This window comes from Nostoc sp. C057, assembly GCF_013393925.1.
GTDB lineage: Bacteria > Cyanobacteriota > Cyanobacteriia > Cyanobacteriales > Nostocaceae > Nostoc > Nostoc muscorum_A.
Genome location: NZ_CP040290.1, coordinates 120,198 through 143,477 on the forward strand (window position 1 = coordinate 120,198; position 23,280 = coordinate 143,477).

A 23,280-nucleotide genomic window follows, 5' to 3' on the forward strand; every position below is an offset into this window, starting at 1 on the left:
TCAAAACCATAGATGGCTGACCACAAGCGTTTTTGGTCTGATGTTGGACGGACTGGCAGGATTGACTACCGTACCAAATCAGAAATTAACGTTTAAAATATTACTATCACTCTGGGATACACTTACAAGTCCTGCCAAATTTCAATTGGGACTAAATAGAAATGAAGAAGCACCATAAAAAGCTGATTCAAAAGGGAATTGTAATCATAGGAGCGACTGTTGCATTTAGTGGACTATCCTCTACTGTCTATGCTCAGTCACCAACAATGCTTATGGCTCAAAATAGCGGTTCTGGCTTCTTAGACCAAGAAATAGACAAGGAAAGCGACTTGTTGTTCCAAGGAGCAGAGAAGTTTAACCAACATGACTACAGAGGGGCTATTGCAGATTTTAATGATGCCATTCGACTACAGCCGAGTAATGCCCAACCCTACTATAACCGTGGTCTTGCCCGCTCTAAGTTGGAAGATCATACTGGAGCAATTTCTGATTATAATCAAGCCCTGCGATTAAATCCCAAATTTACCGATGCATATACTGACCGAGGTTGGGAATATTACGAACTGGGCAATTACAAAAAAGCTATCTCTGACCACAACAAGGCTATTGAACTCCAGCCTAAGTATGGTCGTCCTTACTACAACCGGGGTATTGTTTACGCGGCACAAGGTAACTACAAGCAAAGTATTGCTGATTACGATAAGGCTATAGAACTACAAAGCTATCCCCTCAGTTGGCCATACTACACTCGTGGTCTTGCCCGCTATCAGTTAGGAGACTTGAAGGGAGCGATTGAAGATTACAACCAAGCTTTACGAGAAGACCCAAACTATGATCAAGCCTATCTTAGTCGAGGTCAGACTCTTGCACAGTTAGGAAAACTCCAGGCAGCGCTCATAGATTTTAACCAAGTAATTCGGCTTAAATCTAACTTACCCGAAGCCTACTATAGTCGTGGTCTGATTCGCGTTGTCTTAGAAGATAACAAAGAAGGAGCAATGGCAGATTTACAGCAAGCTGCTGACCTGTTTCTTATGCAAGGAAGGAAACAGAAGCATCAAATGGTAATAGACACAATCAGAAAGCTAAATAAATTCTTTCGCAGCAGCCATACACTTTAGGCTTTTTAAAGCATTTTTTCCTACTACTACCAAGCGGCGATCGCCCATGCAGTTGTGAAACTTAGGTGATGAAATATGCTGCTTTCTTTTTGAATTGGCGAAAATATGAATTGTCGCAAAAACGTATTGTTAAAAAGTTACATTATTGCCAATATAACTATTTACAGCAAGATACGAGGACTGTATTAACCAGTAGACCATCCTCAGAAAGCTAAACAACATGACGGTTAGGCGGAAAGTCAAACTGTCTTCTGTTCAGGTTTAGCTTGTCCAAGCTGACGGTTGCTACTGGGGAGATTTTAAATTTTTGAATTGGTGAAATGTTGTATTGTCGCCAAGTTAACATTCTAGAAATTAAGAAATACAAATTTTCGCCATTTTAAGAGTAAACTAGCAGCATTTACTGGAGTACATCTCGTGATAATCACCCTTGCTAGTTTCAAGGGGGGCGTAGCTAAGACGACTTGCGCCATCCATATTGCTTGCTTTCTATCTCAGCTAGGCAGCACCTTGTTGGTTGATGGCGACCCAAACCACAGTGCTACAGGATGGGCAAAGCGAGGAGCATTACCCTTTAAAGTTGTGGATTTACTACAAGCTCCTATGCACAGCCGTAATTTTGACCATGTAGTTATTGACACAGCCGCTAGACCAAGCCACGAAGATTTGGAAGCACTTGCTGATGGGTGTAATTTATTAATCTTGCCTACTACCCCTGATGCCTTAGCGATGGATGCACTGTTGCAGACTGTAGGCGCACTTAAATCATTGGGCAGCGATCGCTATCGTGTGTTGCTCACAATTATTCCTCCAGCCCCTCGCTTAACAGGACAGCAGGCACGAGAAGCATTGTCGGCAGAGGGAATACCACTATTTCAACATGGGATTAGACGATTTGCTGTTTATGAAAAAGCGGCACTGGAGGGGTTGCCAGTTTACCAAGTAAAAGACCGCAGCAGCAAAATAGCATGGCGGGAGTATCAAGAGGTGGGTAAGGAGATATTGTCATGAGCAACCCTAAACCTAGCCCTTTTAAAAAGTTATTTGAAACCAAAGAGGAAGCACAAATTGAGCCAGAACTTCCGACTGAGGCAACTATAGAGAGTAACGTGACACAGACTCCAACACCACAAAAGACAGCGCCAATTCAAGAAGAACCCCGTAAACGTGGCAGACCTGCAACAGGTAAGCGGTCTGATGATGCTTGGATTGGGCGCACCTACTATGTGAAACGCTCAACAGATTTAGATGTAGAGGAAGAATTACTCAAACTCAAAAGGCGTGGCGTAGAGATTGATAAAAGCGAATTGGTAGATTTTCTCATGTCCGTCTGGGTGAAATGGCAGCAAGGTGAAAATATAGATTTACTAATTGGTGAATTTACGCCAAGGCGAAATTCTAAACTAGACTGACCCCTGGCTGAATGCTTGGAACGTAGTGTAGCAGCAAGGTGAAAATATAGATTTACTAATTGGTGAATTTACGCCAAGGTGAAATTCTAAATTAAGCTGACTCCTGACTGAATGCCTGGAACGTAGTGTAGTAAAACTAAAAGAAACTATTGCGATAATGAAAAAGACTGATGCAGCTATGCCTGGATCTTCGCTCCAGTAGAGGACATACCTAATATGACTATCAAAGAACTGCTTCTCCAAGAAATTGAGTCCTCCCCAGATACCATTTTGGCTGAAACGCTAGACTTTTTACGCTTTCTGAAAACAAAGGAAACTCAAACACAGACCCCGCCAGAAGTAGCAGAATCCACTACTCACACTGAAGTTAATTCCACAGGTCGCTCACTCTTAGAACACTTGAAAACGATTGGTCAATGGTCAGGCGATGATTTACAAGAGTGTCTTGAGCTAGTTTATGCCACTCGTGGCAAAGCCAAATTTGATTACGAAAACCCCTTTGAATAATGTACTTGTTAGATACAAATCACTGTAGTCAAGCAATTCTTGGTAATACCAATGTGCTTCGTCGCCTTGAGTATATTGAAAATTCTGTAATTACAACCTGCGCCATCGTTCAAGGCGAACTGATAGACATGGCAGAACGTTCTCAACGCAAGGAAAGTAACTTAGTCCTCATTAACCGTTTTCTAATAGGTATATACATCCATAATGTTGATGGATTTACTGCTACTATCTACGGACAACTGAAAGCCGCTTTATTCAATGAATTTGCACCAAAAGAGAAAAGCAAGCGGAGAAAAACTAAAATCACTGATCTAGGTTTTGATGAAAATGATCTTTGGATTGCTGCTGTAGCTCTACAACACGGTCTTACCGTTGTGTCAGCCGACAGTGACTTTCAGAGAATTCAACAAGTGAGAACATTGACCATTGAATCTTGGCTGTAAACCCAGTTCTTACCCAAATTAGTATATTACAATTCCCAAGCTCCAAAATCGATTCTCGTAGCTATTGTTGACGTGGAGGCACAAATCTCCATTCACCTATGATGTCTTCAGACTCTTTATAAGTTTGGATCAACTCTTTTTCAGAAGATAGCCCTTCTAAAAAATTCATCAATCCAACGTTAAGATGTCTACTAGCACGGCGAAAATTATTTGCTTTTTCACCAAGATTAATCGAATTCACTACACCAAATGAAAGCGCACTGATAAAAGCAAATATACGTGTGTAAAAATCTCCTAAGTCACTTGTAAAGGTCGCAACAATAAGCGAGGAAGTAACTGCCAAAATTCCTAAGGATATATGAGCTAATTGCAAGCAATTAGCCCCAAGATTCCAAGTCCGTTGAAATCTTTGGATTCTCAAAACTAAATTGTTGTTATTATTCATAAATCCTTATTTATTCCGCATTTTACGCTATCACTCACAAGTATCTATCAAAGATGAAAAGGCTACGATTAGCAAGTACTTGTAAACAGAATTACAGCAATCCAGTAGAAGATGCCCGTACCACAAAATGGCACTTGCTGATTTTTCTCTGGTAAATCCCTTAGATAGTTTGTCAGTGTGGCTCTGCCGACAGCGCCGACAGCAATGCTATCAATTTTGATATCAAAGCAGGAAATTACAGACATACCATTACTAATTGACACCATTAAACTTCCGCAAGAAGTATTTTGCTCTCTACGCAATGTTTTGATTGATGCTGACCCTTACCCAGGTATGATAGACGTTATTGGAAAGGCGCATTATCAATAACGTAATAGTGAGCATTTATGCCTAACGAGGCGGGGCAGAGGGGCAGGGGAGCAGGGGAGCAGGGGGGAAAGAGATAGCAAATGGAAAAAAATGCAATTACAAATCATCGAGACTTGAAAGTCTATCAGATGGCTTTTGATGCAGCTATGAAGATATTTGAGGTATCTAAAAAGTTTCCAGTCGAGGAACGTTATTCACTCACAGACCAAATTCGTCGTTGCTCTCGTTCTGTATGTGCGAATTTAGCAGAAGCATGGAGGAAACGTAGATACGTAGCAGCATTTGTGGCTAAATTAAATGATTGTGTTCGCGGAGCGTGTCGTAGACAAGCGGAAGCTGCTGAAACCCAGACGTGGATTGAATTTGCCGTCAAGTGTAACTATTTGGATATTGATACAGGTAGAGAGATTTACGGTACTTATAATAAGGTTCTAGGTAGTTTAGTAAGCATGATTAATAATCCTACCCCTTGGCTGATAAAGAAAACAGTCGGACATCCGGGCAGAAAAACAGACTCTTAGTGTCTTTCATCTCCCCTGCCCCCCTGCTTATTCTTATTGAACGCGAGTCAGCACTTATGTCAAATCCAAATTCAGGAGAAATTGTCTTTGCTTCATTAGAGGCGTGTTTAGATGCCCCGATCGCCAGATATTTTGACGCACAACTTCAGGGCGACCCAGATGTGTTGGCGCAACTGTTGGCAGATAAGCGCAACCCCAATACTCGACGGGCTTATGAAAAGGATTTGAGGGATTTCTTTCTGAAGATGACGAGCTTACCGCCAAGTGGTGATAGTGTGCTGGAGTTTTTGCACTTGCAGCGAGAGCAAGCAGTGATGGTGGTGTTGAAGTACAAAGCGATGTTGATTAAATCTGGGTTGCGGGAGGCGACAATCAATCGGCGGCTGGCGGCGATTAAGTCGTTGGCGAAGATGGGGCGCAAGTTGGGAGTGTGCAACTATTCCCTGGAAGATGTGTCGGGGGAGAAGGTCAAGGCTTATCGAGATACGCGGGGTGTTGATAGCAAAGCGATCTCTGTTGTGATTCAGCAGTTTGATAGGGAGACTTTGATTGGTAAACGCAACTATGCGATTTTTTTGGTGCTGTGGGGTTTAGCTTTGCGTCGCCAAGAGATATGCCTTCTTTTTGTGGGTGACTTTGATTTTTATGGGCGCAAGTTGAGAGTTTTGGGGAAGGGTAAGGGAACGAATGAAGAATATTTGGATATGTCCAAGGATGTGGCGGCTGCTCTTGCTGATTGGTTGATAGCGCGGGGGGATTTGAATGGCAATTTACCGATATTTACAGCGTTAGATTTTCATAATTTGGGGCATAGATTGACTACGGATGCCATCTATAAAATAGTGGCTACTGCTTTTAAGAGGGCGGGAGTCAAGAAACCCATGTCACCGCACAGGGTCAGGCATTCGGCAATTACGGCGGCGCTCGATGCAACTGATGGGAATATTAGGAAGGTGCAGAAATTGAGCCGTCATGCAGACCCGCGAACGCTGATGATTTATGATGATAACCGGAATAAAGACCTGTGGGAAATGTCGGAATTGTTGACGGGAATGTTGAAGAAGGATGAATGATAAAAATTAATAACTTGACTCCAATTGATCAATCATTGCTATGAGTGAGTGATATCAGCAGCTAGTTACTGACATACAAGTGAATTGTGTAATTCTCTCATTTTTTCAATGTCAGCTTTCATACCAAGGCGATTGAAATAATCTAAAGCTTTTGTTGCCCATTCAAGTGCTTGCTCTAAATTACCACGTGATTTCTCTAATTTTGCCAAAGATTCGTAGTAGTGAGCAATACGCCGTTTTTCATTATTTCCTTCTGCTGTAATCAAACCTTTTTTCAAAAGGATTTCAGCTTCATCTAAGTCTCCTTGAACTATAGCAAGATTAGCAAGCCAGTTTTGAGCATAGTTATTAAACCGTTGCCAAGAAATTTTATTAGTATCTTCCAATATTTTTTTAAAAATTTTTTTTGCTTGCTCATAATCTCCATCAAAAAAATATAATTCACCTCGATAGAAAGCAAAAAAAATCAAATAGCGAATAAGTTGCTTCTCCACAATAACAGCTTGTTTTATAAGATTTTCTGCTAAATCAATTAATCTATGTGCTTCTTTATAATCTTTCTCTTTATGCGTGCGAAGCACAGCAATATTCAGGGCTAAACAAGCCTGAGTTTTTAAGTCAGAATAATCACGTAAATTCCAGGCCTGTTTAAGAATTAGGTCTACTGAGTCTAAATTCTGATGCCTACTTGTCATACTCAGTGTCCACCCTTTATCCGACATTGCTTCTATAAAAGTTTGCCAATCTTGACGATGCTCTGATTCTTGGATGAGCCATTCTAGCCAAAATATACGTTCTTCCCAATAACCATAGATATCAATATAATCCTTTAAATGTTGCCATAAATTTTTAACATCAAAATAACGTTCTTGACGTGCCAACCAGTGAAGTACCGCTATCAAATTTCCTCTTTCCGCGTCTAAATAGTCATATTTAATACGCCACTCTTCCCAATCTTCTCCTCCGTATTTATGAGCCAAATCCATATACCACTTGACCCACCGTTGTCTTGCATTTTTGTCGAACTCTGAGTGAGCGGCACTTTCTGCTAGGACATACTCACGGGTAAGAGACAACATACTATATCTGTATTCTTGCTTACGAACTAAAGACATCTGCTGAAGTTGAGCTAAACCTCTCTCAACAGTAATAGGGTCTGCTTTGAGTCCAGCTACCTCAGCTACAGCATCCCAAATCGGTGGATCGTGAAAAATTGCTAAAGCCATCAGTAACTTATGTATAGGTTTCCCTCTGAGTGGTTGTATCGAACCTTCAAAGCAAAAACGTGCTATATCTTCAGGCAATGGAGTAGATTCATCTAGTAATGTTTCTAGGGAATAGCTATTAGCAATTTGACCAATTACATAAATCAGAGCAATTGGAACTCCACCAAAACGCTTGTAAAGCCCTATAGACTGATCGTTGGTTAATCTCAGCCCTTTGTCTGTAGCCTGTTGCTGAATTAGCTCCAAAGTGTCTTCTTTTGGCAAGGAATCCAGACGTATAAAAGTGTAGATAACAACTTGTTCGCGGGTAGTAATCACTGCTTTAGTACTTGGGGGCAAATCAGATAGAAAAGCTAAAACCTCGTTTCTATCAGAAATTGTCTCCAAATTATCAACAATTAATAAGGTATTCTGTCTGCTAAGACTTTGATAGACACGGTTTAATTGTTCTTCCGATGCAACTTGGTGAATACTTGGCTCGTCTAGAGTAGATGCAATCACCGTCCAAATATCTGATAGAGTGCTTGTTCTTTGAAGCCGTGGCACAATGCCAACTGGCCATAGGTAGTTTTCCTTGGCTGAAGTGAAGATAATTGCATCAAATATTGGCGCATCTTTCCTAGCGCCATGCTTGGCTTCCCAACAACGGTAAGCGGCTTCCACTATCAATGCTGTTTTGCCTACGCCGCCAATGCCGTCCACAGTAATGAGCGGCGCACGGTAATTGAGAGAGATAAATTTTAGTAGTTCTTTAAGTTCAGTCTTCCGTCCAATAAATTCATGAGTCTGAATTGGCAAGTTGCAGTAGGGAAGTTGGCGTAAGCTATAACGTTCAGGTTTGACACTAGATGGGTAATTGGTAGAAATATAAGAGGTTATGATTCCCTTTTCCTGAAATTCTTCTTGGGCTAGTAAAATTTCAGTATTTTTTTCCTCAAACTGCTCCTGTAAAGGTGAGGCAGAGGAATGATTAGCACTTAAAACAGCAACCTCTTGCCATTCTAAATTCAATTGCCTACAAAGCTCCAAAAATGTTAAGCGGTTAATAGGCTTACCTTTGAAAAATTTGTAGACAGTATCTTTCCCAACTTTTAAATCTGTAGCCAAATCCTGCTGGGATGTATATTCACTCCGTCTATATGCAGTTTTCACTTGCTCAATACAATTCGGATGAACCCTAAGAGAGCGTTCCCACATATCTAATTAAACCTACGTATCACAAGATGTATTTACTTATATCTTGCACCTGAAAGTATAGATATTAAATCCGTAACCACCCGTAAGCGGAATCATCAGTTAAATATAAAGTAAAAAAATACTTTTTTATTGCATAAATTACTTATTTACCGAGAAATTAAGTATTTTTAGCCACTTTCATTTCAGTAGAGAGATTCTGACCCACTGTGTAATTGTTTATACCATTAATTTACATATCCTTAAGTAAAAAATATAAGCATCCTAATTCAGTAATAAGTCAGATAAAAGTCGTGAAATTCTCAGTATCTAGCCCTACGTGATATCGAAGTATCTCAGTAATCGCCTTGCTTAAATATATTCACGGGCAGAAAAAGGCATCACCGTGCCAACCTTTGCAAACGCCCTTTAAGGGCGAGATTATTATCATGTACACACAATTTGAATAAAAGGGGACTTTAAAGATGAAGAATAAACTTAAAACTTGCAGCAATCAAATAGCAGAAGTGAAAAAAGCCAAAATTCTGGTTGAAGCTTATTCTACTGTTCAACCCAAGTTTACAAAGGCGAATTGGAGTGGTGGAGAAGGTGATGATAACGCCTAACTTGATTGACAATTGATAAATCAATGTAAATTTCATTAATTTCTTTTGGTGTCTGTATGAAATCTAACAAGTCGAAACACAAGAAAATCGTAATTGAAGTTGCTTCTTATCCAGTTAATCGTCCAAAATTCACAAAGCAAACATGGGAAAGTGGTGAAAACGGAGGAGAGGGTGCAGAATCAGGCTAGTGCTTTTAGCATCTAGTAAATTCACTGATTGATTGATTCAGCCAAGTCAAGAGCCTATGCTGTTCGCTTAGGCTGAATTATATTATTGTTTTTGATTACTATAAATTTATTTTGAGATTCTTGCGTTGTGGAAAAGGTTATTTCAAAAATTCTAGCACCGATTACCCCAGAGGAGTTTAGAGATGTTTATTATACCAAACAGTCTCTTTTAATTAAGAATGAAGGAAAAAGATTTGACTGGCTATTCGGTTGGTCTTCCTTAAACCAAATACTAAATCAGTCTTTCTTTCCTCATCCTACAATGAAGGTTGTTTTAGAAGGCAAGCCAATTAATGATATATCAGAAAAGTCAAAGGTTATTGAATGGTGCCGAAAGGGAGCTACTGTTATCATCGACCAACTTCAGCACTACGACCCACAAGTAAGAAGATTCGTTGCTTCTTTATCTAGAGAAATTGGAGAACCTATCAATGCTAATCTTTATTTTTCTCAACCTGGTCGCCAAGCATTCAACATACACTATGATCACCATGATGTAATTATCCTCCAAATTCAAGGTCTTAAAAGATGGAAAGTATATGAAGATTCAGAAGATACTCAGTTTCCATTGTTTGTACAAAAAAACCATAGTTCTAACACACCTGACATTCCTATACTCGACTGTATTTTATCTCCAGGAGATGTTTTGTACATTCCAAGAGGACATTGGCACGCTGCAACTGCGAAAGATGAACAGTCACTTCACTTAACTATTGGAATTGATGCGAGAACGGGAGTTGATTTTGCAACATGGTTAGCCAATGAATTACGAGATAATATTTCTTTCCGAAAATGTTTCCCTCTAATATTTAATGACGAAATTAATGATAATAAAAACTATCATATTCTTCAGCTTCAGCATTTTGAAAATTTAAGAAATATATTAATACATAAACTTAAAAATGATAAATTATTTGATGATTATACAAGACATTGCTTGATCACATCTAAATCAATTGAGCCATTTTATTTCCCATGGTCTACTAACACAAGTGAACTAATTTTTTCTAAAGCATCTTTATTAAAACGAGATGGGAACCAACGTTTTCTATTGGAGTCAAATGAGGATAAAGATACAATAACTTTGACAATTCAGGAAAAATATCATCGCTTTATTTATGAAGCAGAACCTCTTCTTAAATTTATATTCAGCAAGACTGAATTTAGTTTTAAAGAAGCTCTAGAAGTGTCGGAGATTTCTGAAAGTGATGTTTCGGACATATTGGAACATTTGTTGAGTGAATCATTGATACAACTCGTTTAAATATAGCAAAATAAATTTTTAATAATAAGATAATTTCGTGTATTTAATAGCAGGTGAATATGACTGTATCAGACAAGTTTTTTTGCTCACATCAATCTTCGTTTTTAGGAGAGGAGCTTATTGGTACAGCAGTTTCAACAGAGGTATATATTCTTATCGAATATAGAAAGCCATGGGCGATGGAAGCATTTGAATCAAAAGACATTCCCCAAAGATTACGTTTAATTGTTGATAATTCTCGTAAATCTGTTCATTTTCTTCTTATCTCAAATAAAAATACTAAGTACAGTGAATATATTAAAGTTATATTTTATATCCGCTCAAAAGAGGATAATTTATGTAATGGATTTATTGAATACACAGCAGATTGTTCAGATTATGAGCATGTATGTGAGATTATCGACAATTATTTAACTAGTCAGCAACTTCCATCACAAAGTAATTTTCAAAAAAATCGTAATATACTAATTTGTACTCACGGGCTATTTGACCAATGCTGTGGTAAATATGGTCAGCCATTTTATATAAAATCTAATGAAATATTAGATCAACTTAGTTCTTATGAGAACATTACAATATGGGAATCTAGCCACTTTAAAGGGCATCGTTTCGCACCAACGATGATTGATTTTCCTGATGGGAGATATTACGGAAGATTAAGTGAGGAAGTTTTCATTGCAATCATGAACCGAACTGGGGACTTAAAGAAAGTTGCTTCATCTTATAGAGGATGGGCAATACTGCCTAAAGTAGCACAAATAGTAGAGAAACAATTATTCCTAGATATTGGCTGGCAGTGGTTTAACGCCTCTATTCTAAGCCACGTTGATTCTTTAGAAAAGAATGCACTATACAATGTGAAAATAAAGTATTTCTTAGGAAATGATGAAAAAACTTGTTTTGCTCAAGTATCTAAAAACATTTCTCAATCTCTGAGTCTGAAAATTCGCTGTCAAAACCAAGTAGAGACCGTACTACCTAAATTTTATATTCATAGTTTTAAATACTTGTAGAAACAAGTAAGTAGGTGTAGCGAACTGCAAACATAAATCGTTAAAACTGCAAACAAGCCATTTTTGAAACCACATTATGGGTCTTGTCCACTTTTGGTGATCGTGTTTGGGGATACTCTCAATTGAGCGATGGCAAAAGATGAATTTTTTTTAGTCAATAGCGATAGAACGAACGTCTCAGTAGTTGAGAATGGTGTCAACAAATCAATAAAAGCTAGAATGGAGATGAAAAGTCTAAACTTCTTGTGTACTCTAGCTTTTAGGTAATAAAACGAAAAATAGTTGAGAATCACACACTCAGAGTCGAATATGGGTCAAAAGGCTATAGAAGTACTCTGTCACCTATTACCCGATACAAAAAATCTTCAACTTAAGAATTGGCTGATTAACGAAGCACAAGCTACCATTACGTTAATTATCGCTTCAGTACAAGCTGTTACTCAGTGCCCAATCTGCACTTCCCAAACTCACCGAATTCATAGTCGCTATGAACGGACGTTGGCTGATTTATCATGGGCTGATTACAAAATCACTTTACAGATGCGTGTGCGGAAGTTTTTTTGTCTCAATGCTAATTGTAAACGGCGCATTTTTACTGAAAGATTGACTAACGTGACTGTTCCTTGGGCGCGTCGGACTCTGCGGTTGGCTCAACAATTTACCACAATTGGTTTAGCGTTAGGCGGTGCAGCTGGGGTGAGACTATCGCGGCGCGATGGTTTCACTGTGAGTCGCAATACACTGTTGCGACTGGTGCGTAAAATGCCTCTACCATTAATTGATTTCCTAGAAACTCTTGGGGTAGACGATTTCGCTTTTCGCAAGTGCCAAACTTATGGGACGATACTCATTGATTTAGAGCAAAGCCAACCATTGGCTTTACTAAAAGATCGTTCTGCGGAAACTTTAGCCCAATGGTTAAAAGCACATCCAGGTATTAAAGTTGTCTCACGAGACCGAGCCAAAGCTTATGCTAGTGGCATTAGCCAGGGAGCGCCCGAAGCTATCCAGGTTGCAGATCGTTTTCATCTACTACAGAATCTAGGAGAAACACTGGAACGAGTGTTTCATGGGCATAGTAAAGACTTGAAAGAAGTTGATGAAGCTTACAGTCAAATCGAAGTCATCCAAACAGATGGCACAGTAGTTGCACCAGTACCGCCACCCCCCAACACCGACTAAACAGGAGCATCTTGCAGAACAACGTCGTACACGAAGACTGGCAATTTATGAACAAGTTTGGGAATTACATCGCCAGGGTTGGTCGGGACAAGCTATTGCCCGCAGACTTGGTATTGGTCATGGAACCGTGTTTCGTTACCTGAGTAGCCCCACATTTGTTGAACGTCAGGGACGCAGCGACCGTGGTCGAAGCTTGCTGAACCCTTACAAAAATTATCTTCTCAAACGCTGGAACGAGGGTTATATCGATACTAAAGGGCTGTTTGGGGAAATTCAACGGCGTGGTTACTCTGGTAGCTATGATACTGTGGCCCGCTACACCCGTCGATTGCGCTCCTCTCAAGGTTTGAAACTAAGGCAACGCCTTATAAATAAACCTCTGCCGATAGTTGCCGAACCGCAGAAGAAATCTCTTACTCCTAGTCGGGCAACTTGGCTTGTGCTGCGACGACGGGAATTGTGCAAGCGAGGCGATGAACAACTGATTGCACTGCTAGCGGCACAACACCCCGAATTAGCTGAGGCAATTGAATTAGGTCAAGGTTTTGCTCAATTGGTGCGTACTCGACAACCCGAACAACTTGATCTTTGGCTTACACAGGCGGAGAATAGCATTCTTTCTCCCTTTCGCAATTTTGCTAAAAGTTTGCGTGAAGACTACGATGCTGTCAAGGCTGGTGTAACGCTTTCAGTGAGTAATGGCCCTGTTGAAGGTCACATCAACCGATTAAAGATGTTGAAACGACAAATGTACGGTCGCGCCGGGATAGATTTACTTGAGCGACGGTTCTTGCTGGCTATATAAGGCGTGGGCAGGGGAGCGTGAATAATAAACTGTATTTTTGCGTTAGCGCAGCTTACCGTAGGTATCGCATGAAGGCGGGCACTTCGTGTCCTCGCTCAGTCTCAGTAATAGTTATTATTTCATCTTTTGTTGTTGCGATCACCTCCGGTGGGCGGGTACGCCATCGCTCAATTGAGAGTATCCCCAAACACGATCACCAAAAGTGGACAAGACCCATAATGTGGTTTTGAGACCCCCCTTATTTGCAGTTAATGTGGTTTCAAAATCGCCTTGTTTGCGGTTTGAAGCGTTTATGTTTGCAGTTCGCTACACCTATCTACCTATCCACGCAAGAAAAAGGAGTATCACACAAGGTTTTGTTATTTCCAACAATCCCTCAGCTCACCGCCCTCGTTTTGCTTTTTTGATTCGCAAGCTAGAGCCTTTGAATTTCTAGCTGCATCATCAAACGAGCGATCCGGTGGCGTTTGAGCCAAATAATCCGAAATAATAATACTAAAAACGAAAAATACAGATGGAACCAACACGAAAACGAACAGAAGACCCTGGACAATCATTTGTTTTTCGGAAAGCTTGTCTTGTTTTGAAGGCTGTTCTGATTCGCTCACGACTAATACACCACTTTTGACACTATCCTTAGCAATCCCAAAACAAACCCTCAGCTACCAACCTGATAAAATTTTCTCTGCTCAGATCGCCGTCATCCTCCTCACTTCCCCGCAAGAGGGGTTAACTCTTTTCAAATACGATCGCTATTGAGATTTAGCCTTGCGGTAGCCTTCACCACTAAGCAACTCTTCATTTGAAGCCAACAGAATTTTATCTGTGTCCTTTCCTTTATTGGCATAGCTAGCATAGACAATAAAAAGCCCTCTAAAAATTGATTCTAGAGGGCAGTGGGAAAAATTATTTGGTGTGAAGAGCTAGATGTACTAGGTTCTGTTGCTAGATGCGATCAGAGTTGTCCCCAATCGGATCTTCAGTAACTACAGGTTGAAATTCATCAAATCCGGTTATTGCTAGGGGAAATGTTGTCGAGATGTTCCATTCCACTGCGGATAATTTAGGAAATTTCGGGGCATCGAAATTTGGAGCAGTTGCAGAGATACTTGGAAGTGAGCGATGAGAAAGTGTTGCGAGGGGCGGCAAGTTTGGCTATCCTCTCACTTGTCGCTAGGATCTCAATTCTTGGCATGACAACGGCGCGATCGCATAACCGCCCGTCAAGAGCGATCGCACCTACTACCGCCGCCACAATCGCCTATAGTCCCTTTAATCTCCTAACTTGGCTATTTGCCCATTCACCACATTTACGCGGCTTATTTCTCATCTTGGGAGGAAGTTAAAAGCGATCGCTATTCATCCCTCTGCCCTCTGCCTTCTGCCTTTTTCAAAAATTCTCGCGTGACCCCTAGTTGTACTCTCCAGGTAGATCAGTTTTTCTAACAGTAATGCTGCCAACTTTCTTACCTGACATTCTCAATAATTCATCACCTGAAAATTCAAAACCAAGCTTTAGTGCTATTCGCGCAACATCATCTGCGGTTGGTGCTGCAAGCACCTCGTTTTTAAGTTCAGGTTCAGACTGCATTTTCTTTAAAAATGCTTCGATTTGCTCAAAAGCCATATTTAAAATTTGATCCTCGCTAGCTACTCATAATATAAAGAAAAACAGCAGTATATTTTTTAAGACTAGCAGCACAAGGGTATCAAGATTCGGGGGAAAGATAATTATAGCGACGCGCTGCTCTCATTTATCAGAATCTTGCTTATAAGAAATCATCTTTTCATGAGTAGGATTCTCATAAGTAAACTGGGAAGATTGGACGGTTACAACGGGCTGGGATTAAAAAATAGGTTATGGAAACTGTATTTTACCAAACCTATTTCTTCTCAAGGCGCTCGCCCTCAAAGCGTTCTCAACCTTCCCGGCTCCCTAAGTTGGTTATGCCTTTTAATTTATTACTGGCATAACTCCAATGAGCGCGTTTTCAATAGACCTCTTGCAAAAAAGTTTTGTGGTATGATTGAGGGCTGACTAAATCCAAGAGAAATTTAGGCTTCTTTTTGAACTTCATAATTATAAATCCCAGCAATTAAATGACAGCGCAATCCAAAACGTTTCCTACGATTGCGGTAGCGCTGACTTAAAATCCGAAAAACTTTTAAACGCCGATTAACATGTTCAATCACTACTCGGCGACTCGCTAAAGCGCGGTTGGATTGCTTTTGTTCCTTGGTTAACTTACCTCCTTTAGGTTTCTTCTGAGGTAAGTGACTATTAGTGTGTAATTTAGAAATTCCTTGGTAGCCACTGTCTTCTAAGCTTTCGGTTTCGGAGTGAAAACGAACCTTACTCTCTACAAATAGTTTGTAGTCATGTTTGCGGCCAGAACCGTTTACAATACAACGAATTTCTTGGGTTGTTAGGTCAATTATCAATTGAGATTTGAGAGTATGCCGTTTTTGTTTACCACTATAAAAGCGTTTTTGCCCGTGTTTCGGACGTTCAATTTGACTCTCTGTTACATCCATCACAGCTGTTTTCGGTTTCTGTGATGAGATCAACAAGGACTTTTTTCCTCCTAAACGGAATTTTCCAGAACTGATTAATGTGCTTTCAACCCAATGTACTATCCGGCAAACCGTTGATTCTGATACTTGCCAGTCACTAGCAATGTGGAAGTAAGTCCATTGGTGTCAAGTTAAGGCAGAAGCCCAAATGTCAAGCGACCTGGCGGCGTTGCGTCGGTGTCGCTGACGAACAGCTTTCACAAGACCCATAGAACGTTGATGCTCAACTAGCCAAGGAATCAGTTGTAGTTGTGAATTGTGCGATCGTGCGCGATGGAAAAAATATAAACTGCGAAACACCATTTCCACGGAAATACGTTCTAACGGCTGCTGTAAAGCGATCGCTACATCAGCACACAAGTCATTCAGAACAGCGTAGAAAATCCAAGTAGCGTATATTTGCATTTGTACACCGTTAGTACCACCAACCCACAGATAGGACAAGCCCAACAATCGCTTAGTCAATAAAAATGCGTCCTCAATCCGCCAACGTCGTCGGTATAAATCACAAACTTCTTGTGCCGAAAGCTGTTGTGGGTCAAGAACATTAGTTAAATAATGATACCAAGTCTTACCCCACAATACTGATACTAGGCGCATGGGATGGTGGCAAGGGTGAGTGTGATTCAATCCCATGTGAATAATTTCATCTTTGTAGTGAGAGCCTTGAGAAAGTACACGTGTTACTCGATATGTCACCAAATTCTTCTGGCGTGTGAGTACATACTTGCCAGCTGCGGTAAGAGAATCAAACCACTCGAAGCCATAAAATCCCATGTCTACTATCAGTAAGCCACCATCAGGTAAACGTTCTAACAGTGCTTGCCACCAACGAGTCTCATTCATTTTGGCATCAGCATCATACCAAATTGCTACTGGAGTGTGAGTGAAAGCTTCTACAACCATCAGTATTTTTCCTGCCAACACCGTACCTGTTTTTTCTTGCAGTTGTCCGAAGTGTTTTTTCATCGCTTCGAGTGTTGAGGCATCTCCAATCCAGATAGCGGTAAATCTTTGTGCTACTGATGACCAAGCTGGGGCTAATTCTCTTACGCTCCTTTTCACTGCCAGACGCTCTATCACTTGCTCGAATAATTTCGCAAATAGTGTAGCCGGCAAACTATTGAGTCTTTGTGACAACGCTTGCTTACTCACTTTTGTTGCTTTCACCCACATTAATCCCTCTATTTCTAGCGATCGCAATACATCTGTGAGATGCTGTATTTGTCGATACACTATACTCAATACTATTGCTGCCATTACTGGCAAGGTCAGTACTCGTGAACGCAAGCTCCGTTCTTTGTCTTTTACCTCTTTGAGGTTAGCAAATGTACCTGGGCTGACTAGTTCAAACAGGCGTGATTCTATCTCTTGGCTGGCTGGGGCAGGTACGCTGACTCGATGGCGAAAATCTGGATTCCCTTGCTTTTTCCGTGGTTTACTCATGGCTTTTCAACACCCCTGTGTTAATTGACTTTTACCATTGATTTGCCCACTCTTGACAGCCATCTATTTTTCTTAACTTGACACCAATGAAGTAAGTCCGATATTCTCTCCAATACTGTAGGCAAACTAAAGCTTGGTCTTCCAAGCCTAGCTTGTTCGGATAACCTCGTGTTTGCTTAAAACTGGTTGTATGTTCTAATACCTTAACCATCTCATCGAAAGTACGTCGTTGTACCCCGACCAAACGTTTGAACTGCCGATTCGATAACTTTTTTGTTTGCTCGTATCGCATAAGTAGTATTGATTCAAGCGACAAAACTTTACATCATACCATAAAATATTTTTGCAAGAGGTCTAATCTCTTCCAAAGCTTTATCAACCGCGTCTAACCGCTTGCGATTTTCCCACTCTCGATAAGCTTCCGTGACCTCTGGATCGGTTCCTAGCCCTGTGCTACTGCCTACCCTGCCTATGTGTTGGTGGCAGGTAAACTCTGGGTTCTTACCGCGCTTCACAATCCCTTTTAGCCTAGCTTTTGGGTTCCTCTTGAAAATTGGCTCGTTGGCTTGCCACTTTGCGTATACATACCAATAAATTTCGCCACCTTTTTTATACTGCTTACGCACCTCATACTGATGAATCCAGACCCCAGGTTCAGACATTGGTTCATTGACTAGCTGCTGTCTGATTTCCTTTAGTTGGTGAAGCTTCTCTATGATTTGGTCGATGCGATCGCTGTAGGGAAATTGGGTTATTGGTAGGTTCTTAATTTTCTACGCATTTACAATATCTAATATTGGATATAGAATATTTAAAGTAACAAGCACTAATTCAGCATGGATACTAAATTTAACGATTTATCTCAAGCAGAGATATTGATTTTAAAATCATTACAGTCAGGACAAAAGCTTTATGGTTTAGAAATTCGCAAGGCAATTGAGGAAACTTTTGGTCGTGCATTTAATTTTTCAACCTTGTATCCAAAGCTAGAGCTTCTCCAGGCTAAAGGTTTTATTGCAGGTGAAGAAAGTAACGACACACTTCAGAAAGGAACGAATGCTCGGCGCAAGTATTTTAAAATTACTGGTGCAGGTTCTCAAGTTCTTAGTGATTGGGAATTTGCGTATGCAGCAGTTGGTAATTATGGATTACAGGGGGCTTAATAAATGTCTGACATGAATGATAATTTAGATGATTCTATACCATTTCTAAATGTTGAATATCTTAACGTAGATTCTTGGGAAAATTTGGTGCAGAAAGCTATTTCAATAAGAGAAACGAAGGAAAAAGGATGTGAAGCTGTAGGTTATTTACATAAAACTGATTATGATGTTTTATATACTCAAGATGATAAAACAGTTTATATAAGTGTGAAGGATTGGACTCTAGACAAACAATTAGAATCATCCGAATTAACTTTTGGCTCAAATTTCTCGGATTTGTTGTTCAGTAAACTTGCAAATTTTATAGAAATTACTACACCCAAGACTTGGAATAATATTTCTTTTTATTTTCATGACATTGTAGAAGACCATCGTGAAAATTTAATTCCAGATTGTCGTCGTAAATATGGGATTGAATGGTTTGCTAATTGTATTACAATATGGCGATTACTGCTTTTCTTTGGATATTTTGTTTCTAGGCTAGTAAAACAAATAATCACTTTTCGCTTTTCATCACTTTGAAATTCCTTAAAATTTAAAAGTGATGATACTTCAAAATTAAAGCTTTTTAAATAGATATTTATAATTTCTTGTTTCCACAGGAAATTATTTTTTAATACAAAGGCGATCGCTATTCAATACTGGATCGCTTACTTTTTGCTGCAATACCAGTACCGCTTTGCGAAGCCAGTGGCTTTAACCCTGACAAAAGTTGTGTAGGAACTCTATTTATGAGCAGATTTGATGCTTTCACCCAAAACTCCACAAATTTTACTGTGAGTGGAAATAGCAAACTCCACAAAGTTGACTAACTAAGTTTGTACACCGGGTGACACTATCAGCAATAAAAGGAGGTTGCTGAATTTGCTGAAATCACAAATGCCTACCATATGCCCATTACCAACAGATATGACAGTTAAAGCTAGTCTGGCGGCCTCAGAAACTACCAGACCAGCATCAAGTACATTTTATTTATGGAGTTTCAATGGTTAAAACTAACCTTACACAGTCTAATAATAAGCCAAACTATACGTTCAATCCTCCCCCGGCCCGCCTACTAGGTGTGATTTTTTGGGTAGGAGTAGCATTGAGTTCTGGTTTAGGGTACGGTTTCCGTCAACTTGCTGATTCTAAGCAGCATGAACAATCACCTCAAACTGAACTCTATCGCTTTAGTCGTGTAGAGTACGAACAGTTAAAAACAGGGATGTCCTTAACAGAGGTGCGATCAATCTTGTATCGAGGTGTAGAGGTTAGCCGCTCTGCAACAGTAGCAACATTTGTCTGGGAAAATCCTGATGGTTCTAAAATCACTGTCATTTTTGAGCATAACAAGCTTAAAAGTAAAGCACAGTCAGGATTAAAGTAAGAAATGTGAGGTAGGCGGTCTAGTTTTAACGTGATCGTCTTTTCCTCTGTGAAACAATTTTCCTTGAGTGTTAAATAGTGTCCTAATAGGAATTTTGGTTAATTCCAATCAAAGAAGCCAATTGGCTTCATTCTTGAAGTTTCAATCGTTAAATTGGCTAGTCTTACTAAATTAATATCACCTTTCATCCCAGGTGCTAGCGCGAGTAGTTCAGTAATTATTCTATGAAAATAAATCGGCACGGACGCGCTAAGGTTCTTACCCAGTCAGAGATACAGCTAATCTTCAGTCATGGCTTAGACAATGACCGAGATAAGACCTTGTTCGGTGTCTGCCTGTTTAGTGCTTGCCGTATCCGTGAATGCTGTACCTTGTTCACCCAAGACATTTATACACCCAAGGGCAACGTTAGACCCCGGCTGGTTATTAGAAAGTCAAACACCAAAGGTAAACTTGCAACCCGGTCAATCCCAGTGATTGAAGACTTGCGGCGGTTACTGGTTGAATACTACCCATTGGCCGGAGATGATTACCTGTTTCCCGGTCGCAGTGATTGACACATCAGCGAAGATTCAGCCGCTAGGATTTTGAGAGAAGCTTGCCAGCAAGTAGATATTTTTGGAGTGAGTAGCCATAGCTTCAGGCGTACCGCGCTCACCCAGATGAGTAACGCTGGCATACCATTGCGGGTAATTCAGGAGATATCAGGACATCGTAATTTGGAGCAGTTGCAGCGTTACTTGGAAGTGTCAGACGAACAAGTGTTAGGGGCGGCAGCAAGTTTGGCTATGTTATCGCCTGTGGCTAATGGTGTAGAGCTAAAACTTGATAAGAAGCTAGAAATTGATACACATTATCCCCGTTAGTGGAAGTGATTAATTGCAATTCTAGTTTCCCCTTGTAGAATTACCCCTTTACATTCAGCACACTTATATGTTTGTCTATTACTATATAAAGTATAGGCTAGTGAAAAAGGAAGTTATGAGCAACGTTCGGGATGAAACAGAGGGAATTAGACTTTCCGCTTTAGAGGAAGATATCTTAACTCTCATGGGTACTCAAAAAATGTATGGACTTGAAATCTTAGATGGGTTAAATGGAGGTAGACCAATATCCATTGGATTTGGTAGTTTGTATCCCACCTTGAATAGGCTTGAAAAAAAAGGGCTAGTTTCGTGGAAATGGGGAAGCGATCAGGATGAAACAGGGGGTGCGCGTCGTAAGTACTACATAGTAACAGGTTCAGGACAGGTGGTACTTAGAGAAGTACAAGACTATCGTGACCAATTAAAAATGCGTTCAATGACAAGTCAACCTGGTTTGGCAGGAGCTTGAGTTAATGCATTATCTAAGTAGTTTTTGGACGAAGGTAGTCAAAAAAATACTCTATCTAAATCGATCGTTGAAGATGCTGAAGCAACTGGAGCGGTTCGATCTGGGGTGGCTGGGGCGGCTGGAGATGCTGAAGATGCTGAAGAAACTGGAGCAGATCAAGCAGGAGCGGCTGGAGATGCTGAAGCAACTGGAGCAGATCAATCAGGGGCAAATGGAGACGCAGAAGCAGATAGAGATGGAGCAGATGGAGCAGCAGAGGCGGCAGGAGATGCTGAAGCAATTGAAGCAATCGCTGGATCTATTGCTGTTCGATATGGAGCGGCTGAAGCAACAGGGAGGGCTGGAGAAGGAGCGGCTGGAGTTGCATCGGCTGGACATGGAGCAGATGAAGCAACTGGAACGGCTGGAGCAACTGAAGCTGGTAGAGCAGGGGTGGCAGGAGCAGATTGCTTTGCTGAAGCAGGGGCGGTCGGAGCGGCTCCGATACTTGAAATGGGTGCAGGAGCAGATGGAGTTGGCAGAGCCAGGTAGATTGCCTAACCTAAAAACACCAAAGCCATCAGTAGAAATTAGACAAAAAAGCCATATAAAAGGTTGGCTATCTAATATTCTTTCAGAAGAATGGCGTGCAGAACTAGAAGCCTTGCGCTATAGATGGTTTACAGAAGAGAAACCTGAGCTTTGGATCAAAATTATGACCGGGTTTCACTTGTTAGATATGCTCAAAGGCTACTTTCAAATCAAGTTAGAAAATAGATGGCTTTTTAAAAGAAAGCAAACTTAAACAGATCAATAACCTTTACTTGAGTACCAGTCAAGCAAAGGTTATTAAAAAGTCATTAACCTACTTTTGGTTGAGTACCAGTCAACCAAAAATTACTAACAGAATTCAACCGTAGGAGATTGAATCATGCTTTTTTCCATTTTAACCAAATTAGTTTATAGTTCAACCGAGCCAGAAAATCCTGATGAAGACCTTGACAAGCAAAAGACTCCTTGGGATTGGCGAAAATTGATTGAAGTTACCAAGGATGTAGGTTCTGTTGTGTCTATTGTTATCTCGCTGATAAAAATTCTTCAAGATTTAGGGGTACTCTAACTAATACTAACCGCGACCCTGCTCATGCTAAAGGTGCGCGGATATAATGTCGGGAAATACACCTTAAACGACATTTATACAAACCTTCCTCAACCTCTTGCCACAGGTAGTTTCTGAGGCTTTGGAGGGTTTGCAAAACCTTCACCAAAATAAACAAACCTCCCTCAACCTTTTGCCAGTTATGGCTTCTAGGGCAATGGAACGGGTTTGTCAAACCTCATGATTATTCCCGAAATGAGAATAATGTTTGTTGCTAAGTGACATACAGTTATTTGATGTTGCACTGCTGCAACCGGATTGGCAGTTCTCGAATCCACCAACCGCCGAAAGCATTGTTGATCCCCGTCTTACCTGCGGGGCGAAAGGGAAAATAACCAACTGGGACAGTGCTAGGATCGTCGATAAGTGTTGATTGAGTAGAGTTCCAACCCACATTCCGCTCAAATCGTAACGAATCCTCGTAACTGACTCCCTTGAGGTTTCGCCAAATGGTTGCTTGAGTGCTAAATCCAAATCGCCCATTGCTACTACTTTTCCAGAGGCGATCAACAATTTGTAAATCTGAACAGGCTACATTTCGAGTGTCTGTTGCTCTCAAATAACCCTGTTGCTCTTGATGGGCAGCCTTGAGAACCAGAACCGAAGTCAACTGATTGGCTTCTTGCCATTTTCCAGTCTGTAGTAACTGTTGAAGCGGAGCGTAGTCAATTCCTTGCTGAGATCGCAAGGTATTTGGGATAGATGATAGCTGCTTTGACAGTTGCGGCAAAGTTGTGGGAATGGATGAGGCAAGCAGACGCGGAGTGAGTAAGCTGCTCAAACCTATAATACTGAGTCCAGCAGTCATCAAGTTTTGGCTAAAAGTTCTGTGTTTTAACATTGTGTTC

Annotated in this window: 27 protein-coding genes and 3 pseudogenes; 20 read left to right on the forward strand and 10 right to left on the reverse strand. The window is 40.6% G+C overall.

Features of this window, described 5'->3' with window-relative positions:
- Window positions 1-161 precede the first annotated feature (161 nt).
- The 5 genes from FD724_RS38520 (at window position 162) to FD724_RS38540 (ending at window position 3,483) form a co-directional block, all read left to right on the forward strand.
- On the forward strand, window positions 162-1,121 hold the full coding sequence (locus tag FD724_RS38520; protein WP_179076829.1) for a tetratricopeptide repeat protein: 960 nt from the start codon (window positions 162-164) through the stop codon (window positions 1,119-1,121).
- Window positions 1,122-1,538: 417 nt separating this feature from the next.
- A complete protein-coding gene (locus FD724_RS38525; protein WP_179076830.1) occupies window positions 1,539-2,132 on the forward strand; it encodes a ParA family protein in 594 nt (197 codons plus the stop codon).
- On the forward strand, window positions 2,129-2,533 hold the full coding sequence (locus FD724_RS38530; protein WP_179076831.1) for a hypothetical protein: 405 nt from the start codon (window positions 2,129-2,131) through the stop codon (window positions 2,531-2,533). Before FD724_RS38525 ends, FD724_RS38530 begins: the two co-directional genes overlap by 4 nt.
- A gap of 216 nt (window positions 2,534-2,749) precedes the next feature.
- Window positions 2,750-3,040, forward strand: a complete 291-nt coding sequence (locus FD724_RS38535) for a DUF2281 domain-containing protein (RefSeq protein WP_179076832.1) — start codon at window positions 2,750-2,752, stop codon at window positions 3,038-3,040.
- Window positions 3,040-3,483 carry a type II toxin-antitoxin system VapC family toxin gene (locus FD724_RS38540; protein ID WP_179076833.1) on the forward strand — a complete coding sequence of 148 codons (444 nt, stop codon included), beginning with the start codon at window positions 3,040-3,042 and terminating at the stop codon, window positions 3,481-3,483. Before FD724_RS38535 ends, FD724_RS38540 begins: the two co-directional genes overlap by 1 nt.
- Before the next feature lie 61 nt (window positions 3,484-3,544).
- On the opposite strand, the gene FD724_RS38545 is transcribed toward FD724_RS38540, so the two are convergent.
- Window positions 3,545-3,928 carry a hypothetical protein gene (locus FD724_RS38545; RefSeq protein WP_179076834.1) on the reverse strand — a complete coding sequence of 128 codons (384 nt, stop codon included), beginning with the start codon at window positions 3,926-3,928 and terminating at the stop codon, window positions 3,545-3,547.
- Between the two features lie 68 nt (window positions 3,929-3,996).
- Window positions 3,997-4,194: a hypothetical protein gene (locus tag FD724_RS38550; RefSeq protein WP_179076835.1), complete on the reverse strand. Its 198-nt coding sequence runs from the start codon at window positions 4,192-4,194 to the stop codon at window positions 3,997-3,999.
- A gap of 183 nt (window positions 4,195-4,377) precedes the next feature.
- On the opposite strand from FD724_RS38550, the gene FD724_RS38555 reads away from it, so the two are divergent.
- On the forward strand, window positions 4,378-4,818 hold the full coding sequence (locus tag FD724_RS38555; protein WP_179076836.1) for a four helix bundle protein: 441 nt from the start codon (window positions 4,378-4,380) through the stop codon (window positions 4,816-4,818).
- 56 nt (window positions 4,819-4,874) lie between these two features.
- Window positions 4,875-5,891 carry a tyrosine-type recombinase/integrase gene (locus tag FD724_RS38560; protein ID WP_179076837.1) on the forward strand — a complete coding sequence of 339 codons (1,017 nt, stop codon included), beginning with the start codon at window positions 4,875-4,877 and terminating at the stop codon, window positions 5,889-5,891.
- Window positions 5,892-5,956: 65 nt separating this feature from the next.
- On the opposite strand, the gene FD724_RS38565 is transcribed toward FD724_RS38560, so the two are convergent.
- Window positions 5,957-8,314, reverse strand: a complete 2,358-nt coding sequence (locus FD724_RS38565; RefSeq protein ID WP_179076838.1) for a tetratricopeptide repeat protein — start codon at window positions 8,312-8,314, stop codon at window positions 5,957-5,959.
- Window positions 8,315-8,775: 461 nt separating this feature from the next.
- Here FD724_RS38565 and FD724_RS38570 point away from each other — a divergent pair, with 461 nt between their 5' ends.
- From FD724_RS38570 to FD724_RS42300, 4 genes and pseudogenes are all read left to right on the forward strand, one after another.
- Window positions 8,776-8,916 carry a hypothetical protein gene (locus tag FD724_RS38570; protein ID WP_179076839.1) on the forward strand — a complete coding sequence of 47 codons (141 nt, stop codon included), beginning with the start codon at window positions 8,776-8,778 and terminating at the stop codon, window positions 8,914-8,916.
- Between the two features lie 315 nt (window positions 8,917-9,231).
- The gene (locus FD724_RS38575) at window positions 9,232-10,407 is read left to right on the forward strand and encodes a cupin domain-containing protein (RefSeq protein WP_179076840.1); all 1,176 of its coding nucleotides are present in this window, start codon (window positions 9,232-9,234) and stop codon (window positions 10,405-10,407) included.
- Between the two features lie 59 nt (window positions 10,408-10,466).
- Window positions 10,467-11,420, forward strand: coding sequence for a sucrase ferredoxin (locus tag FD724_RS38580; RefSeq protein ID WP_179076841.1), 954 nt, complete (start codon window positions 10,467-10,469; stop codon window positions 11,418-11,420).
- A 324-nt stretch (window positions 11,421-11,744) separates the two neighbouring features.
- A pseudogene (locus FD724_RS42300) lies at window positions 11,745-13,407 on the forward strand (ISL3 family transposase).
- A 359-nt stretch (window positions 13,408-13,766) separates the two neighbouring features.
- Here FD724_RS42300 and FD724_RS38590 read toward each other — a convergent pair.
- On the reverse strand, window positions 13,767-14,015 hold the full coding sequence (locus FD724_RS38590; RefSeq protein ID WP_179076842.1) for a hypothetical protein: 249 nt from the start codon (window positions 14,013-14,015) through the stop codon (window positions 13,767-13,769).
- A gap of 507 nt (window positions 14,016-14,522) precedes the next feature.
- On the opposite strand from FD724_RS38590, the gene FD724_RS42305 reads away from it, so the two are divergent.
- On the forward strand, window positions 14,523-14,753 hold the full coding sequence (locus FD724_RS42305; protein ID WP_193947051.1) for a hypothetical protein: 231 nt from the start codon (window positions 14,523-14,525) through the stop codon (window positions 14,751-14,753).
- Between the two features lie 65 nt (window positions 14,754-14,818).
- Here the strand turns inward: FD724_RS42305 and FD724_RS38600 are convergent, their stop codons facing one another.
- The 5 genes and pseudogenes from FD724_RS38600 to FD724_RS38620 all read right to left on the reverse strand — a co-directional run bounded on the left by FD724_RS38600 (window position 14,819) and on the right by FD724_RS38620 (window position 18,089).
- Window positions 14,819-15,034 carry a Nif11-like leader peptide family natural product precursor gene (locus FD724_RS38600; protein WP_069068113.1) on the reverse strand — a complete coding sequence of 72 codons (216 nt, stop codon included), beginning with the start codon at window positions 15,032-15,034 and terminating at the stop codon, window positions 14,819-14,821.
- Window positions 15,035-15,462: 428 nt separating this feature from the next.
- Window positions 15,463-16,098: pseudogene (locus FD724_RS38605) on the reverse strand (IS5 family transposase); the annotation flags it as partial.
- A 9-nt stretch (window positions 16,099-16,107) separates the two neighbouring features.
- Window positions 16,108-17,427, reverse strand: coding sequence for an IS4 family transposase (locus FD724_RS38610; protein WP_179076843.1), 1,320 nt, complete (start codon window positions 17,425-17,427; stop codon window positions 16,108-16,110).
- Window positions 17,428-17,458: 31 nt separating this feature from the next.
- Window positions 17,459-17,719 (reverse strand): transposase family protein, encoded by a 261-nt coding sequence (locus FD724_RS38615; RefSeq protein ID WP_179076844.1) that lies wholly within the window; start codon window positions 17,717-17,719, stop codon window positions 17,459-17,461.
- Between the two features lie 28 nt (window positions 17,720-17,747).
- Window positions 17,748-18,089, reverse strand: a complete 342-nt coding sequence (locus tag FD724_RS38620) for a hypothetical protein (protein WP_256874779.1) — start codon at window positions 18,087-18,089, stop codon at window positions 17,748-17,750.
- 174 nt (window positions 18,090-18,263) lie between these two features.
- Here FD724_RS38620 and FD724_RS38625 point away from each other — a divergent pair, with 174 nt between their 5' ends.
- The 8 genes and pseudogenes from FD724_RS38625 (at window position 18,264) to FD724_RS38660 (ending at window position 22,393) form a co-directional block, all read left to right on the forward strand.
- The gene (locus tag FD724_RS38625) at window positions 18,264-18,590 is read left to right on the forward strand and encodes a PadR family transcriptional regulator (protein ID WP_179076845.1); all 327 of its coding nucleotides are present in this window, start codon (window positions 18,264-18,266) and stop codon (window positions 18,588-18,590) included.
- Window positions 18,591-18,593: 3 nt separating this feature from the next.
- Window positions 18,594-19,112, forward strand: coding sequence for a hypothetical protein (locus FD724_RS38630; protein ID WP_179076846.1), 519 nt, complete (start codon window positions 18,594-18,596; stop codon window positions 19,110-19,112).
- Between the two features lie 463 nt (window positions 19,113-19,575).
- A complete protein-coding gene (locus FD724_RS38635) occupies window positions 19,576-19,959 on the forward strand; it encodes a hypothetical protein (RefSeq protein WP_256874780.1) in 384 nt (127 codons plus the stop codon).
- 224 nt (window positions 19,960-20,183) lie between these two features.
- Window positions 20,184-20,825, forward strand: a pseudogene (locus FD724_RS38640) (tyrosine-type recombinase/integrase).
- A gap of 115 nt (window positions 20,826-20,940) precedes the next feature.
- Complete coding sequence (locus FD724_RS38645; protein WP_179076847.1) at window positions 20,941-21,294, forward strand: PadR family transcriptional regulator; 354 nt, start codon at window positions 20,941-20,943, stop codon at window positions 21,292-21,294.
- Between the two features lie 24 nt (window positions 21,295-21,318).
- Window positions 21,319-21,825 (forward strand): hypothetical protein, encoded by a 507-nt coding sequence (locus FD724_RS38650; RefSeq protein ID WP_179076848.1) that lies wholly within the window; start codon window positions 21,319-21,321, stop codon window positions 21,823-21,825.
- On the forward strand, window positions 21,803-22,078 hold the full coding sequence (locus tag FD724_RS38655; RefSeq protein WP_218651564.1) for a hypothetical protein: 276 nt from the start codon (window positions 21,803-21,805) through the stop codon (window positions 22,076-22,078). Before FD724_RS38650 ends, FD724_RS38655 begins: the two co-directional genes overlap by 23 nt.
- A gap of 126 nt (window positions 22,079-22,204) precedes the next feature.
- Window positions 22,205-22,393, forward strand: a complete 189-nt coding sequence (locus tag FD724_RS38660; protein ID WP_179076850.1) for a hypothetical protein — start codon at window positions 22,205-22,207, stop codon at window positions 22,391-22,393.
- A 268-nt stretch (window positions 22,394-22,661) separates the two neighbouring features.
- On the opposite strand, the gene FD724_RS38665 is transcribed toward FD724_RS38660, so the two are convergent.
- Window positions 22,662-23,273, reverse strand: a complete 612-nt coding sequence (locus FD724_RS38665) for a GUN4 domain-containing protein (RefSeq protein ID WP_179076851.1) — start codon at window positions 23,271-23,273, stop codon at window positions 22,662-22,664.
- Window positions 23,274-23,280 lie beyond the last annotated feature (7 nt).